We start from the raw sequence: 15261 nt of genomic DNA, 5'->3' as shown, positions 1-15261 counted from the left end.
CCCATGCCGATGCCTGACGACTATCTGAACTATCCGCACCGCGCCTACGGCATGGACCAGTCGCTGTACGACTGGCGGCCGGCGAGCGCGCGGCCGAGGGTCGCCTGGCCGGGTGGATCTTCGGTGCTGGGCGTCATCGTCGTGCCGATCGAGCACCATATGCTCAATCCATCGGGCAAGCCGTTCAAACACCCGGGCGCGATGGTCACGCCCTATCCGGACCTGCGCCACTACACGACCCGCGACTACGGCAACCGCGTCGGAGTCTTCCGCATCCTCGACGCCCTGAGGACGCACGGCCTCAAGGCGACCTTTCCGATCAACGCCGTGTTGCTGCCGAGGGTGAGGCCGCTCATCGAGGCGATCCTGCAGGACGGCCACGAGATCGCCGCCTACGGGGTCGACACCGACCACATCCACTGGGGCGGCCTGGACCGCGAGACCGAGAAGGCCTGGATCGAGGAGACCAAGGCTGCCTTCGCCCGGGCGGGGCTTGCGCCCAGGACATGGATGAGCCCGGCGCGCCAGCAGTCGTTCTCCACGCTGGAACTGCTTGCCGGCGCGGGCTTCGAGGTCTGCCTGGATTGGGAGCCCGACGAGGTTCCGTTGCCGATGACGACGCCGTCGGGCGCGATCCTATCGTTGCCGATCTCCAACGAACTGGACGATCGCACGCTTCTGAGCGACCGACGTCAGACCGAGGACCAATGGGTCGACCAGGTTCTGGCCGCGCAGGCCTATCTTTCGAAGGACGCTGAGCGTTTCGGCGGTCGGATGCTCGGATTCACCCTGACGCCCTATGTCGCCGGCCAGCCGTTCCGGATCGCGTCCCTGCGCCGGATGCTCACCTGCCTAGCCGGCGCGAGTGGCTTCGCGGCGGTCACGGCCGCCGAGGCCGCCGACATGTTCGCGGTCAGCGAAGGCTCGAGCCCGGTTCGCCCCGCCCCGGACGCCAAAGGCTAAGGCAAGGAAAATCGTACCCGGAATCTAGATGCCTTGAGTGCTCCGGCGAGCTTAAAGCAAGGAGAGGTTGTGGATTCTTTGGGGCTTTTACACTCATTGAGCTTCGTCTCGCGGGCGTGGTTCTTGCGATTTCTGTCTATGGATCCGGGGCGTATCCGATAGACGATCATTTACCTCATCTCAGGTTCCAATCCAAAAACCCGCACATATTCTGCGTGATGAGATCATTAGTTGGCGCTGGCGTACGCCATATACATCTCGTGTTTTAAGTTACGGATCAATAAAAACGCATCAATATAAGCCAGATATAAGGGGATTGTAGGATCATGGCTAAGATCAATGGGTGTAAATACTCGGTTTGTACTGGTTTGGCAATCTTCGTGTCGGTTTCGGCGGGGGCGCTGCTTACGGCGTCTGGAGCCTGGGCTCAGGATCAGTCAGATGATCATAGCGCCCTGGAAGAAATCATCGTCACCGCGCAGCGTACATCCGAGAACCTTCAGCGCTCGCCCGTGGCCGTGACCGCCCTGACCGCCCAAGGCCTCGAGAGGCGTCAGATCTCGAGTGTTCGCGACCTCAGCACCAGCATTCCCAACACCTTGATTTCGCCGCCGACCGCCGTGTCCAACGCCGCCCGGATCTACATTCGCGGCGCTGGTCAGGACAACTCCGGCATCCTGGCCGATCCGGCGGTGGCGATCTATGTGGACGGCGTCTACATGCCGCGCACCAATGGCGCGCTGTTCGACTTCTCCGACGTGGATCGGGTGGAAGTGCTGCGGGGGCCGCAGGGCACCCTCTACGGCCGCAACGCCTCGGGCGGCGCAATCAACATCATCACCAAGACGCCCGGCGCGGCGCTGGAGGCGTCCGGCGACATCGCCTACGGCAGCTTCAACACCCTTGACGCCCGCGCCTACGTCGCGGGTCCGTTGGCGCAAAATCTCACCGCCTCGATCAGCGGCCTTTATCGCCGCCGCGACGGGCTCGTGGAGAATACGATCACCGGGGACAAGCTGAACAACCGCAACCTCATCTCGACGCGCGGAAAGCTGCATTACACGCCCACCGACAGGTTCACCATCACGGCGACCGCTGACTATACGAAGGACAAGTCCCACGCCCTGACGGGCGTTAACCTCACCAACTACCCCGGCGTCACCTTTCCGCTCGCCAAGCCCGACCGCGATCCCTTCACCACCGAGATCACTGGCAGGCACTACGGCAACCTGACGTCCTGGGGCGTCGGAGTGCAGGCCAGCTACGAAGCCGGTGACTGGACCCTGAACTCCATCAGCAGCTATCGCCGCCTGGATAACCGGCTGATCATTCCGCTGGTGATGGTGACGAACACGGTCCCGATCCTGATCGACTTCGATATTCACGACAAGACGTGGAGCCAGGAGTTCAACGCCAGCTACGACACCGAGCGGTTCAAGGGCGTGGTCGGGGTCTACTACTTCAACGAGAACGCCAACGACTTCGAGCCCATAACCTCGCCGCCCAAGAACCTGTATCGCAAGACGGACGCCGCGGCGGCCTATGCTCAGGGGACCTTTAAGATCACCGACACGGTCGGTCTGACGGGCGGGCTTCGCTACACCTACGAGCAGACCAAGTTCACGCAGGCCTACTACACGCAACGGCCTTACGGCCAAGCGGCGAAGCAGGACTGGAAGGCCTGGACGCCGAAGATCGGTCTGGAATGGCAGATCCAGCCGTCGTTCATGACCTACGTGTCCTTCACCAAGGGGTTCAAGAGCGGCGGCTACAACGCCATCGCGCCGAACACCAATACGGGCACGAGCGTCGAGGGCGGCCCGATCGCCTATGATCCGGAAAAGGTCAAAAGCTACGAAGCCGGCTTCAAGTACCAGACGCCCGACAACCGCTTCCGCTTGAACGGAGCGCTGTTCCGGGCCGAATACAATGGCCTGCAGCTGCCAGTCTATTTCCCGGGAACGGTCAACACGTTCACGTCGAACGCGACGGGCGCGCGTGTCCAGGGGATCGAGCTCGAGGCCAACTATCGGCCCAACGGCGAACTTGAGCTCTACGGGTCCTTCTCGCACCAGAACGGCAAGTACACCGCGCCGTTCTCTTGCAGTGACGCCTTCACCAAGATCGTCAATTGCCAGGATCGGGAGATCAAGGCGCTGATCCCGACCCAGGCCTCGGCCGGCTTCACCTACACGCCTGAACTGGACATCCGGGGCACGATCCGTCTCAACGGCGGCTGGACCTACATGTCCGGCTACTGGAATAACGTGTCGAACACCGTCGACCTTGAAAAGACCGGCGCGCAAGGCTTGCTCAATGGTTCGTTCGCCTACCAGACGCCGGATGGCCGTTGGACCTTTTCGGTCGAGGGGAAGAACCTGGCGAACAAGAAGTACTATGCCGCCGTCCTGCAAGTCGCCAACGCAACCTCGCCGTCCGTGGCCGGCTATCCCGCCGACCCACGCATTGTGATGGCTCGGATCAAGTTCAACTACTAGTCCTCTAGCCCCAGGGACGCCCGCTGGCGGGCGCCCCGGGGCTGAACCCAACCGTGCTTCCTTAGAGTTCGCGAGTTTCCCAATGAAAACCTTGGCGGTCGTTTATAAGCGCAACGGCGCCCCTCTCGAGGTCGCGGAACTCGACACGATCGATCTCGGTGACCCTCAGGCCGACGAGGCGATCGTGCAGATCGAGGCTTCGCCGATCCACATGGCGGACCTCTTCTACATGGAAGGGCGCCTGCCCCAGTGGGCGCCCCCGCCGCCGGCCATGGCCGGCATCGAAGCCTGTGGGCGCATTGCCCAAATCGGCGTCGACGGCGGCTTCGAGATCGGGGATCGCGTCTTTCTTCCCCGCCGCGGCGGCACCTTCAGCCAGTACGTCAAGGTCAAGACCGAGAAGCTGACCAAGGCCGTCAATCACGGCGATCCCGTGCAGATGTCGCTGATGCCGATCAATGGCGCGACCAGCTATGTGATGATGACGCGGGTGATGGACCTGAAGCCCGGCGAGTGGGTCCTTCAGAACGCGGCGAACTCCAGTTGCGGCCGGTTCAACATCAGCATCGCCAAGCAATTGGGCCTGAAGACCGTCAATGTCGTCCGGCGTGAAGAACTCATTCCCGACCTGCTGGCGCTGGGCGCCGACCAGGTGCTGCTCGACGGCGACGACCTGCGGGACCGCGTCTCGGCCGCCACCGGCGGCGCGAAGATTCGCTATGGGATCGACGCGGTGGCCGGAACGGCGACGAACCGCATGGCCGAGAGCCTCGATATCGGCGGCGTGCTCGCGGTCTATGGCATGATGTCGGGTCAACCTTGCCAGGTGGCTGGCGATCTCTTCCTGATGCGAGACCTGACGTTGCGAGGGTTCTGCACCCCGTATTTCGAGGCGGACCTGTCGGCTGACGACAAGCAAAAGATGATGACAGCCCTCGCCAACTGGTCCGCCGACGGCGCGCTCGTCGCCAAGATCGCGGCGACCTATCCGCTCCATGATTTCAAGGACGCCATGCGCCACGAGATGGAGAGCGGCTCGGCGCGCGACGGCAAGGTCGTGATCCTGCCGAACCCGGAACTCATCGGCGGGAACGCGTGATGACCACCGAGAGCGCCCCCCACGGCGCGGCGCCCTGGCCCTCGCCCGTCCGCGCCTGGTACGTGGTCGCCATCCTGGCGTTCGCCTACGCGTTCGCGATCCTGGACCGCATCGCCATCGGCATCCTGGTCATCCCGATCCAGACCGATCTCGGTCTGACGGACACCCAGATGGGCCTGCTGCAAGGCGCGGCCTTCGGCGTCTCCTACAGCCTGTTCGCCATACCGCTCGGCTGGTTCGTCGACCGCTACAGCCGGCGCACGCTGCTGGCCGCGGGCATCTGCGTGTGGAGCGTGGCCACCATCCTGTGCGCCTACGCTCGCGATTTCATGAGCTTCTTCATCGCCCGCGTGTTCGTGGGGATCGGCGAGGCCAGCGTTTCGCCCTCCGCGGCGTCGCTGATCGCCGACTATTTCCCACCCGAGCGCCGGGGGCGCGCCTTCAGCGTCTTCATGCTGGGCAGCACGCTCGGCATCGGCCTGGCCTATCTTCTGGGCGCCGTGGCGCTGCACCTTTCCGGGTTCGTGAAGGGACTAGGCTGGACGGTCCTCGCGGGGATGAAGAACTGGGAGATCGTGTTCGTCCTCGTGGGCGTGCCCGGCCTGCTGCTGGCCATTCTGGCCCTGGCGACGGTGCGCGAGCCCGTTCGTCGGGAAAAGGGCGAGGTCGCAACCGGGGCTACGGTGTCCCTGAAGGCGACCCTCATGAAGAACCGTCTCTCGTATCTGGCGGTGATCAGCGGAGCGGCCCTGATCATGATCACGGTCTATGCCCAGCTCGCCTGGCTGCCGACGCATTTCATCCGGCGCTATGGCTGGAGCGCCAGCGAAGTCAGCGTCGCCTTCGGGGTCGGCTTTCTGCCGATCGGTGTCTTCAGCAGCCTGAGCGCCGGGTGGGTGCTGAATTGGCTGCGCAAGCGTGGCCGCCGGGACGGCCCCCTGCTGGTGATCGCGTTCCAGGCGGTGGTCGTGCTGACCTGCGGGGCGCTGATGTGCGTGGGGCCGACGGCGCCGCTGGCCTATCTCGGCTTCATCCTGGTCACGATCCCCGGGACCTGGTCCTACGTCGCGGCGCTGGCGGGGCTCAACGAGATCACGCCCAATGAGTTGCGGGGCCAGGTCACGGGCCTCTTTACTCTCGTCACCGGCCTGGTCTCACTCGGCGGCGGCGCCTTCGCGGTCGGTTTCTTGTCCGACACCTTCTTCCACGGACCGAAGGGCGTCGGCCTGGGCCTGATGGCGGTCAACACCGTCGCGACGGTCGTGGCCGGGATCATCGTGCTGCTGACCATCAAGGCCTATCGCGACGCCGTTGGTCGATCGGTCTGGCTGGGCCAGGCTTAGGCGTCACCTGTCGAGCGAGGCATAACGATGCAGATTGGCCAGGACTTGCTTGTGCTGCTTTTCGAGCCTCCGGAAGGTCTCGAGGCGCTGATCGTCGATCCGACCTGTCCGCGCACGGGCCCGGCGGTCCTGCTGTTCGCCGACTCCATCGACCTCGACCTCTGGGCCAAGGAGCCGCTTGAGCCTCAGAGGGCGCTCTGGACAGAGGTCGCGATCGGCTATGGCTGCGAGGCGAGGGGCGAGCCGGCGACGGCGTTCCACTATCCCTACCTCATGCTCTCGGGCGCCAAGAGCGACCGGGGCGTGGCCGTCGCCGACGTCGAGATGACCCGGTTTCACGCGGCCTGCCCAAACTACGAGGGCGGCGCGCCCGGCCGGCATTGCGCGGCGACGGCCCGGACCATCGGCGGCCGGCCCATCGTCGACCTCGACATCACCCTCGAACGGCCGGAGGCCAGGACGCCCGCCGGTCTGCTGCGCTGGGTCAACAGGATCCGCTATGGCGACGTGACGACGCCCGGCGACTCCATCGATCGCGGCCTGTGGTTCGTACCCGCCCTTGATCCACGAACCGCCGACCTCTGGACGGGCGTGGGCAGCGCCACCTTCGGCGAAGGCATGGGCTGGTCGGGCGCGGTAAGAGGCGAGGCCTGGTCGTTCGGCGTCGTCTACGGTCTTGAGGGCGGAGAACGCCTGTGAGCCAGCCTCTGATCAAACGCGCCTGCGGCCAGACCTCGCTCGCCGCGGTCTGCGAGCTGGAACCGGGCCGCGCGGCGAAGCTGCTGCCCGCGCCCCTGACGGCCATCGCCGACCGAGCCTTCATCTATCTCGTGTGGTGCTCGCTCTACAGCGAGACCAGCACGGTCCGTGAGCGCTCGTTCCTGGAGGCCAACATCGCCATCCCGTGCGATGGGCCGGCTGGAGAAGGCACCTGGTTCGCCGCCGCCTACTTCAACTCGCGCCAGATCGTGCGGCACGCGCACCTGAGCGGCTGGGTCGGCGAGCACGCCCATATCGAGATCGGCCGCGTGCCCGCGGGCGTCGCCCGCCTCGTGTGGCCGTCACGCGCGCCGGTCGGCGGCTGGGTGGCGCGCGGCGGTCGCCGCGAGATCGAGATGGTCGTTCGTCCGGGCGAGGAGGTCGATCTTGAAACGACCCCGCTGCGCAAGTTCCTGCGCGTCTACGGCGTGCGCCAATTCGCCGATCAGCCCGACGTCACCCTCGAGTGGCACAATGAAGACGTGATCCATCGCATCCGCGAGGCGAACGCCGACTTGACCCTGGCCGGAGGCGCCGCGGCGCTGCTGGGCCCCGTGACCGTTTCGTCGGCCTACCTGATGGAGTTCGGCATCGACCTGGGTGGATCGCGGCTCGTCTCCGGCAGGTGATCAGCCGCCCCTTTCCGCGCCGCCCGCCAGCCCGGCCGACCTAGTCTCAACGCTCCCGTTTCCCGAGGAGCATTGAGATGTCCAAACAAGACGACGCGCCGGAAAACACGCTCGGCTACACGGCCTCGAGCGCCATCGCCTACTCGCGCTTTCGCATGTATCAGGTCGACGAAAGCGACCTGGAAAAGGCGCCGCTGTTCTCGTTCCCCATGCTCGACGGGGTGATGAACAAGGCGATCAATGTCGGCATCGACGAACCCGCCACCCAGGTGAATTTCGAGGAGTTCCTGCCGGGCCACGACATCAGCTGGGCGATGTTCCACGACGAACTGCACTATGTGACTTCGGGCGAGTGCGAGGTCACCTATCACCTGGCGCCGATGATGACGATCACCGGCACGGTCGTCGCCAAGCCCGGCTGCATCTACCTCTTGCCGCGCGGGGCGCATATCAAGTGGAAGGTGTTGGGCGACAAGCCGTTTCGCCACCTCTGCATCTGCATCCCCAACCCGGGCTATCCGGTGGCGCTGGCCGATAGCGTGCGCCGGGCCGAGGGCGGCCAATGAGCAGGTCGGCGCACTATCGCCGCGACGAGCCGGCCTTCTACAACTTCCTGTCGCTCGAGCGCGAAGCGCTCGACGCGCCCGACCTCATCGCAGGCATGCGCGGCTCGCTCATGAGCATGGACGCCCACAGCGGCTCGCGCACCTATGTCTGCGAACTGCCGTCGGGCTTTCGCACCCGCACGGACGGCAAGGCGGCCTCGCTGGAGTTCTTCGTGCTGCGGGGCGACCTGGCGCTGAACGGGTCGTCGGTCGGCGTCAGCGGTTACATCCACGCCCCGCAACTCTGCGGCGGCGGGGAGATCAGCACCGTCTCCGGCGCCCTGGTCCTGGCGTTCTGGAACCCGAACATGCCGGCCTACGCGTACCCGGTGACGCGCAACCGCGTGATCCAGACCGACAAGATCGAGTGGGTGAACAGCGTGCCGGGGTCGCACGGGGTGATGCACAAGTCCCTGCGCGCGCCTGACGCCGTGCCGGGCCCGAGCGGCGAGGGCTTCGACGGCGGACCCGGCGGGTTCCTGCGCTTCCAGTACATCTCGCCGCAGGCGATCGCGGACCTAGAGCACGTTCACCACGAATGCTGGGAGGAGATTATCGTTCTGAGCGGCGACATCCTGCTGGTCAACGAAGGCCAGATGGGCGCCGGCAGCGTCGTCTCCCACCCGCAGGAATGGTACCACGCGCCTTTCGTCTCGCGCAGCGGCGCCCTCATCCTGTGCCACACCGACGGTCCCATGGGCTATCCATGGCCGACGCGCGAGTACCCGCAAGGACGCTGTTTTTGCGAGCGCTACATCGCCGAGACTCCCTGGGACGAACCGGCCGCCCACATCCCCTGGAACGAGCATCCCTATGCGGCCGAACAGGAGGCGTCGGCCGCTTACCAGGCCTATCGCGCCTCGCCGCAGGGCGTTCGCTGGGGCGGCGACGAGCCCGACGCCGAGGTGCCTCGCGCGCCCGCGGGCCGAGGCCGGCAGAGCCGCTTCCGCGCCAGCTGGGTGCGTTCCGAAGACGACGAGTCGAAGAGCTGAGCCATGATCACCGACCTGCATCACACGACCCTGTTCGTGAGCGACATCGATCGCTCGATCGACTTCTATCGCGACGTTCTCGGTCTGGCGCTCGTCAGCCGTTCGGACGCCTGGGGCGGAACTTATCTCGGCAAGGTGTGCGGCATGCCCGACACCGACATGAGGCTCAACATCGCGCTCATCGGCGTTGGTCCTAAGGGCAAGATCTTCGAGCTGATCGAGGTTCTGCAGCCGCTGGGCGAGCCGACCGACGCCTCCTCGCGCGGCCGCGGCATCGCCCGTATCGGCTTCGAGGTCGACGACATCGAGGGGGCGGTCGCCAGGTTGAAGGAGCGCGGCGTCATCTTCCTTAGCGACGTGATCACCGTGGCGGTGGAGGAGGGGCAGCACTATTCGGACGGTAAGGCCGTGAAGTTCCTCGACCCGGACGGCATCGTGCTGGAGCTGCAGCAACCGCCCGCGCCTGGCCGGGTGACCTGAGGCTGGCGACGCCTTTAAGCGTTCTTCCAAAACCCCCGAGCCCGCGCGCGCTCGGGGGTTTTCCTTGTCAGGTGCGTTCGCTGACCAACTGGGCCTGGCTCCCGGCCCGGCCCAGCAGGCGATAGAGGCCGAAGGTGATCGCGAGCGTCACCGGCGAAGAGAAGCTGGCGACTATCCCGCCGCTAGCCATCATCGTCAGGCCGACGGCCGCGCCGGCGAACCAGGCGACGAGGCCTCGCGGGATGAAGGTCCGGGTTTCCACGGCCTCGGGCGTGTCCGTCGGCGAGATCGCGCTTGAGGTGATGTAGGCCAGGGCCACGCCCACCCACGCCGTCAGGATCACCGCCTGATAGTTCACGGCGATCAGTATGTACTTCAGCACTTCGCTCGCCGCGGTGAAGGCGAACACGACCGCGCCCACCAGCAGCGTGCAGATCAGCCGGGGCGCGCGTAGGCGCAAGGCGTCGCGGAGGAAGGCCTGCAGATTGCTCGACGAGAGGAAGAAGTTCGCGGTGTTGATCCGGGTCTGGGTCACCCAGATGAACAGCAGGCCCAGCGGCCCGCCCAGCACCGTCAGGCAGACGTCGATCACCGCCGTCTCGGAAACCACGGCCATGTTGGCGCTGGCGGCCAGATAGATGCCGACGCTAATGTTTACGAGGAAGGTGACCACATAGAACGGGAAGCCGAAGGTGATCCTGGAGTGGTGCTCGATGTCCTCGATCTTGCCGAACCGGCCGATGTCCAGCGTGATCATCATCAGCAGCTGCATGCCGAACACGGCGATGAAGCAGTACCACCAGCCCGCCGGCGTGGGATTGGCGGCCGGGATGTTCAGCCAGGCATGCGAGTAGCCGAAGCGATGGATCGACATGGCCACGACGGCGATCAGGCCGATGACGTAGATCGGCAGCAGGACGGCGTTCAGCTTGTCCAGCCACTTCTGGATGCTGCCGACCGCCAGCGCGACGCTGTAGACGGCGATGATCGCGCAGGCCTGTAAGTAATTGATCGCGCTGAACACCTTGACCGCCGCGGCCGCCACCACCGCGCTCTCGAACACCGCGTAGTAGATGGCGATCACCGCGAAGATCAGGGTGGCGAGGGAGGCTCCCAGCGTTCCAAATATCCTGCGCGAAAGCAGGTAACAGCTCTCGCCGCTTCGGATCGCGAAGCGCGAGAAGATGTAGCCCAGACCGCTCAGGGCCACGACGCCGAGAAACGTCCCGATCAGGGCGTCGCGCGTTCCAAAGGTCGTGGCCAGGGTCGCGCCCAGCAGCAGGTAGAAGATCGCGCTGCAAAGCGAGAACCACACCATGGTGAGCGGGCCGCGGGACATCCTGTCCTCGGCGTCGACCCGTCTTGTCGCTGAATCATGGGATTCGCTGTGAGCCATTCTCCGGTCTCCATCCTGGCTTTGAAGGGCGCGCGCGCCGTGGAGCGCCCCCGAGGCGCCATGCCAGGCAGCCTGTTCGCGCGGCCCCTAACCACAATGTCGTTCGCAGATTTATCCGAGGTCCGGACAGTTTCGCGGTCCGGCATTGCTCGGCGTCGAGCGGTCGTCGCTAAATCGCCGGCGTGGGCTCATCAAGTCGCAGGCCTTGCTTCCTCAAGCCCACACGCCGTTGGCCTTCCGCAATGACTGATGTTGGAGTGACGAATATGGCTGTGACCGGAGAACTGACCGAACAGTTTGCTCACGCGGTTTTGCCCGAAACCACGTCGGAGGAATATTCGCGGCAAGAGTTCGTGAAGTCGTTGAAATTCCACCTGGCGTCGACGGTCAGCCTCGGCATCAAGGCGGCCTATCAGGTGCGCGCCCAGCCGCAATTTAAGCAGGCCAAGGGCCGCGAGCCGGAGACTTATCGCGAAGTCCAACACGCCATGGCGGGCGAACCCTACTACCAGTTCTGGAGCGCGATGCAGCGCAACAGTCAGGAAATGATGTGGAAGGCGGCGCAGGTCCCGGTCGAACGCCAGCTGCCGTCCCTGATCGACGCCTTCAGGAACGCCTCGGGCTCGAAGGGCTCGCTGACCCTGGATCCGACGCTCGAGGCGCCGCGCTATCACCGTCTGGTCGACATCCACTGCATGCCGGGCGGCTACCACACCGAGTTCGCCGAGGAGGACATCGCCAACGGCGCCGTCTACGACCGCGCGGTCTATGTCTATGTGATGGGCCGCATGGGGCCGCTGAACTCCGACATCGGCGACAGCACCGCCAACTTCGTCAAGGCCAGGTTCCCCGACCTGAAGCCGCGCCGGATCCTCGACATGGGCTGCGGCGTGGGTCACTCGACCCTCTCGTACGTCGACGCCTACCCGGACGCCGAAGTCTACGGCGTCGACGTCGGCGCGCCGATGCTTCGCTACGCGCATGCCCGCGCCGAGTCGCTGGGCAAGCCCGTCCACTACAGTCAGCAGAACGCCGAGAAGATGAACTTCCCGGACGGCTATTTCGACCTGATCGTCAGCCACATCCTGGTGCACGAGACCAGCCACGTGGCGATCCGCAACATCATGCGCGAGACCAACCGCCTGTTGTCGCCCGGCGGGGTCGTGGCCCACACCGAGACCCCGCCCTACCGCCAACTGGAGCCCTTCGACGCCTTCATGCTCGACTGGGACACCCGCAACAATAACGAGCCCTTCTGGGGCGCCAGCCACGAAATCGTTCCGGCCGACATGGCCGAGGAAACCGGCTTCGAAGGCGCCAAGGCGTTCGAGGGCCTGCAGCCCAGCGCCTACGAATCCGCCGACGCCCAGCGCACCAAGGTGTTCCAGGGCGGCGACTTTGGCGGCGGCGGGGCCTGGTACATCTGGGGCGTCCAGAAATAGACGCCGCGTCCATTAGATCTCGGGAGTTTTTCTATGAACTTGCAACAAGGCGCTAAGGGGGAGCGGCCGCGCTATTTCGCCGACCCCGGCATCGACAAGGTGCTCTCGATGACGATGGCGCTGGCGGGTGAGGTCGCTGTCATGCGCGATCGCATCGACAGCCTGGAGCGTCTGCTGGAGACCAACCAGCCCGTGAGTCGAGCGGCTCTGGACGCCTACGCGCCCGACGACGCCGCCCGCGCCGCGCGCGACCACTGGCGCGCCCGGTTCCTCGATATCGTCCTGCGCGCCGTCCACCAGGAGCGGGAGGCTCTGGAGCGGCGGATGAACGCCCAGTCCTATGCGGCCGTCATCGAGGACGTCGAATCGACGACCGCATAGGGGCGCGGGGCGACCGCCGGCAACCGTGACTTAAAAATATTCAGGAAATCAATGTCAGAGCTTAGCCCCAGGACCGCCGTCCTGTTCATGGACTTCCAGCCGGGCATCATCGGCGCCCTGCCCAACAACAATGAACTGGTCGCCACCGCGGCCGACGTGCTGGCGCGCGCGCGGGCCGCCAACCTTCCCGTGATCTTCATCCGCGTCGCGTTTCGCCCTGGGCATCCGGAAGTCAGCGACCGCAACCAGATGTTCAGCGCGATCAAGAAGGCCGGCCGCATGCAGCTGACCGATCCGGCCAGCGAAATCGACCCGCGCTTGGCGCCGCTCGACACCGAGTTCGTGGTGGTCAAGCACCGCGTCGGCGCCTTCTACGGCACCGAACTGCAGCCGATCCTCAACGCGCGGGACATCGACACCCTGGTCCTGCTGGGCGTGGCCACGGGCGGGGTGGTGCTGTCCACGGTCCGCGCCGCCGCCGACCAGGACTATCGCCTGCTGGTGGTCCGCGACGGCTGCGCCGACGCCGATCCGCAGATCCACGAGACGCTCATGGACAAGGTGTTCCCCCGCCAGGCCCAGGTGGTCTCCGCCGCCGACCTGCCGTTCTGATCGGACGGGCGGCGGCCATGACCGGGCATGACGACCTAGATGCGAACTACGCCGTCGCCTTCGACGGCGCCTTGCCTTTCGGCGAGCGTCCCGCGCTGCTGATCGTCGACGTGGTCGTCGCCTATCTGGCGCCTGGATCGCCGCTCCACGACCCGGCCTTCGAGACAGCGCTGGCCAGCAATGAACGGTTGGTCGCCGCGGCTCGCGGCGCGGGCGTGCCGGTCATCTTCACCAACGTCGTCTACCAGCCGGGCGGGGCCGACGGCGGCCTGTTCTACCGTAAGGTTCCGGCGCTGAAGCTGTTTGACCGTGGTTCGGCCGCGGGCGCCTTCCCGGCCAGCCTTCAGCCGCTGCCGACCGAAACCGTCGTCTCAAAGCAGTACGCCTCGGCGTTTTTCGGCATGTCGCTCGCGGCAACCCTGACGACCATGAAGGTCGACTGCCTGCTCATCACCGGATTTTCCACGTCCGGCTGCGTCCGCGCCACGGCATTGGACGCCATGCAGCATGGGTTCGCGCCCTTCGTCGTCAGCGACGCCTGCGGCGACCGTCACCGCGCGCCGCACGAGGCCAACCTGTTCGACCTGCGGGCCAAGTACGGCGAGGTGGTCACCGAGCGCGAGGCGATCGCGCTGATGGGAGAGACCTGAATGTCGGCGCTGGCAAGGACGCTCTACGACAAGCTCTGGGACGACCACGTCGTGGCCGACGAGGGAGATGGCGTCTGCCTGCTCTATATCGACCGCCAGATCCTCCATGAGGTCTCCAGCCCCGTGGCCTTCGCCGGCCTGGAAGCGCGCGGCGCGAGCGTTCGTCGGCCCATGGCGCAACTCGCCACGGTCGACCACGCCATCCCGACCAAGGATCGCGACAAGCCAGTCGCCGATCCTCTCGCGCGCTCCCAGATCGCACTGCTGGAGAACAATGCGAACGCGCACGGGATCACCCTCTATGGCTCCAAGAGCCCACGCCAGGGGATCGTCCACGTCGTCGGGCCCGAGCAGGGGTTCACTCAGCCGGGCATGACGCTGGTCTGCGGCGACAGCCACACGGCCACGCATGGCGCCTTCGGGACGCTGGCCTTCGGCGTCGGCACCTCCGAGATCGAATGTGTGCTGGCCACCCAGACGCTTCGCCAGTCCAAGTCGCGCAATATGGCGCTGAGGACCACCGGAGCGTTCGGTCCGGGCGTCTCGGCCAAGGACCTGGCCATGGCCGCGGTGGGCCGCATCGGCGCGGGCGGCGCGTCCGGCTATGCGATCGAGTACATGGGCTCCGCCATCTCGGCCATGTCGATGGCCGCGCGCATGACCCTTTGCAACATGACGATCGAGGCGGGCTCCCGGATCGGCATGGTCGCGCCCGACGAGACCACCTTCGCCTTCGTTGAAGGTCGTCCCTTCGCGCCCAAGGGCCACCTCTGGGACGAGGCCGTCGCCTATTGGCGCACGCTTTCCAGTGACGCGGGCGCGCGCTTCGACCGGGTGCTGGAGATCGACGCCGGCGCGCTGGCGCCGCAAGTCACCTGGGGCGTCAGCCCGGACATGGTGCTGCCGGTCACGGGCCGGACCCCCAATCCTGACAGCGCCGCCAGCGAGCCGGAGCGAGAAGGCGTCCTGAAGTCGCTCGCCTATATGGGCCTGACGCCCGATACCGCGCTGCAGGACATTTCCATCGACTACGCCTTCATCGGATCGTGCACGAACAGCCGCCTCGAGGACCTTCGGGCGGCCGCCGAGATCGTGGCGGGAAAGCGCGTGGCTCAGCACGTCACAGCCCTGGTCGTCCCGGGCTCAAGCACGATCAAGCGCCAGGCCGAGGCCGAGGGGCTGGACCTCATCTTCCGCCAAGCCGGCTTCGAATGGCGCGACGCCGGCTGCTCGCTTTGCGTGGCCATGAACAACGACCGCCTCGCGCCGGGCCAGCGCAGCGCCTCGACCTCCAATCGCAACTTCGAGGGCCGGCAAGGCCCGGGCGCGCGCACGCACCTGATGAGCCCGATGATGGTCGCGGCTGCGGCGATCGCCGGGCATATCGTCGACGTGCGCGAGATCGGCTGACC

The 15261-nt window shown here is 65.8% G+C and carries 15 protein-coding genes; 14 read left to right on the top strand and 1 reads right to left on the bottom strand.

Going from position 1 to position 15261, the window contains the following annotated elements; genetic code table 11:
- Positions 1 to 3: 3 nt before the first annotated feature.
- The 9 genes from AC07R7_RS12320 (at position 4) to AC07R7_RS12280 (ending at position 9368) form a co-directional block, all read left to right on the top strand.
- Positions 4 to 963: a polysaccharide deacetylase family protein gene (locus tag AC07R7_RS12320; RefSeq protein WP_494635340.1), complete on the top strand. Its 960-nt coding sequence runs from the start codon at positions 4 to 6 to the stop codon at positions 961 to 963.
- Between the two features lie 380 nt (positions 964 to 1343).
- Entirely contained in the window at positions 1344 to 3461 is a 2118-nt protein-coding gene (locus AC07R7_RS12315; protein ID WP_492887032.1) for a TonB-dependent receptor, read from the top strand.
- A gap of 82 nt (positions 3462 to 3543) precedes the next feature.
- Positions 3544 to 4560 (top strand): zinc-dependent alcohol dehydrogenase family protein, encoded by a 1017-nt coding sequence (locus AC07R7_RS12310; RefSeq protein WP_492887031.1) that lies wholly within the window; start codon positions 3544 to 3546, stop codon positions 4558 to 4560.
- Positions 4560 to 5903, top strand: a complete 1344-nt coding sequence (locus AC07R7_RS12305; protein ID WP_492887030.1) for an MFS transporter — start codon at positions 4560 to 4562, stop codon at positions 5901 to 5903. Before AC07R7_RS12310 ends, AC07R7_RS12305 begins: the two co-directional genes overlap by 1 nt.
- 27 nt (positions 5904 to 5930) lie before the next feature.
- Entirely contained in the window at positions 5931 to 6602 is a 672-nt protein-coding gene (locus AC07R7_RS12300) for a hypothetical protein (protein WP_492887029.1), read from the top strand.
- Positions 6599 to 7291: an acetoacetate decarboxylase family protein gene (locus tag AC07R7_RS12295; RefSeq protein WP_492887028.1), complete on the top strand. Its 693-nt coding sequence runs from the start codon at positions 6599 to 6601 to the stop codon at positions 7289 to 7291. Before AC07R7_RS12300 ends, AC07R7_RS12295 begins: the two co-directional genes overlap by 4 nt.
- 77 nt (positions 7292 to 7368) lie before the next feature.
- On the top strand, positions 7369 to 7857 hold the full coding sequence (locus AC07R7_RS12290) for a cupin domain-containing protein (RefSeq protein WP_492887027.1): 489 nt from the start codon (positions 7369 to 7371) through the stop codon (positions 7855 to 7857).
- Entirely contained in the window at positions 7854 to 8888 is a 1035-nt protein-coding gene (locus AC07R7_RS12285; RefSeq protein ID WP_492887026.1) for a cupin domain-containing protein, read from the top strand. Before AC07R7_RS12290 ends, AC07R7_RS12285 begins: the two co-directional genes overlap by 4 nt.
- Before the next feature lie 3 nt (positions 8889 to 8891).
- The gene (locus AC07R7_RS12280; protein ID WP_492887025.1) at positions 8892 to 9368 is read left to right on the top strand and encodes a VOC family protein; all 477 of its coding nucleotides are present in this window, start codon (positions 8892 to 8894) and stop codon (positions 9366 to 9368) included.
- Positions 9369 to 9435: 67 nt separating this feature from the next.
- On the opposite strand, the gene AC07R7_RS12275 is transcribed toward AC07R7_RS12280, so the two are convergent.
- Positions 9436 to 10707: a purine-cytosine permease family protein gene (locus tag AC07R7_RS12275; RefSeq protein ID WP_492887024.1), complete on the bottom strand. Its 1272-nt coding sequence runs from the start codon at positions 10705 to 10707 to the stop codon at positions 9436 to 9438.
- 323 nt (positions 10708 to 11030) lie between these two features.
- Here AC07R7_RS12275 and AC07R7_RS12270 point away from each other — a divergent pair, with 323 nt between their 5' ends.
- Genes AC07R7_RS12270 through leuC form a run of 5 tightly spaced genes read left to right on the top strand, consistent with a single transcriptional unit; the run spans position 11031 to position 15259 of the window.
- Positions 11031 to 12206, top strand: coding sequence for a class I SAM-dependent methyltransferase (locus AC07R7_RS12270; protein WP_492887023.1), 1176 nt, complete (start codon positions 11031 to 11033; stop codon positions 12204 to 12206).
- A 33-nt stretch (positions 12207 to 12239) separates the two neighbouring features.
- Positions 12240 to 12587, top strand: coding sequence for a hypothetical protein (locus AC07R7_RS12265; protein WP_492887022.1), 348 nt, complete (start codon positions 12240 to 12242; stop codon positions 12585 to 12587).
- 51 nt (positions 12588 to 12638) lie between these two features.
- A complete protein-coding gene (locus tag AC07R7_RS12260) occupies positions 12639 to 13199 on the top strand; it encodes a cysteine hydrolase family protein (protein WP_494635339.1) in 561 nt (186 codons plus the stop codon).
- A gap of 17 nt (positions 13200 to 13216) precedes the next feature.
- The gene (locus tag AC07R7_RS12255; protein ID WP_494635338.1) at positions 13217 to 13849 is read left to right on the top strand and encodes an isochorismatase family protein; all 633 of its coding nucleotides are present in this window, start codon (positions 13217 to 13219) and stop codon (positions 13847 to 13849) included.
- Positions 13850 to 15259, top strand: a complete 1410-nt coding sequence (leuC, locus tag AC07R7_RS12250; protein ID WP_494635337.1) for a 3-isopropylmalate dehydratase large subunit — start codon at positions 13850 to 13852, stop codon at positions 15257 to 15259.
- Positions 15260 to 15261: the final 2 nt, after the last annotated feature.

It is taken from the genome of Caulobacter sp. GW821-FHT05F04 (assembly GCF_059419665.1).
Note: the sequence above shows the minus strand (reverse complement) of the source record. Positions and strands in the feature narration are given on the sequence as shown.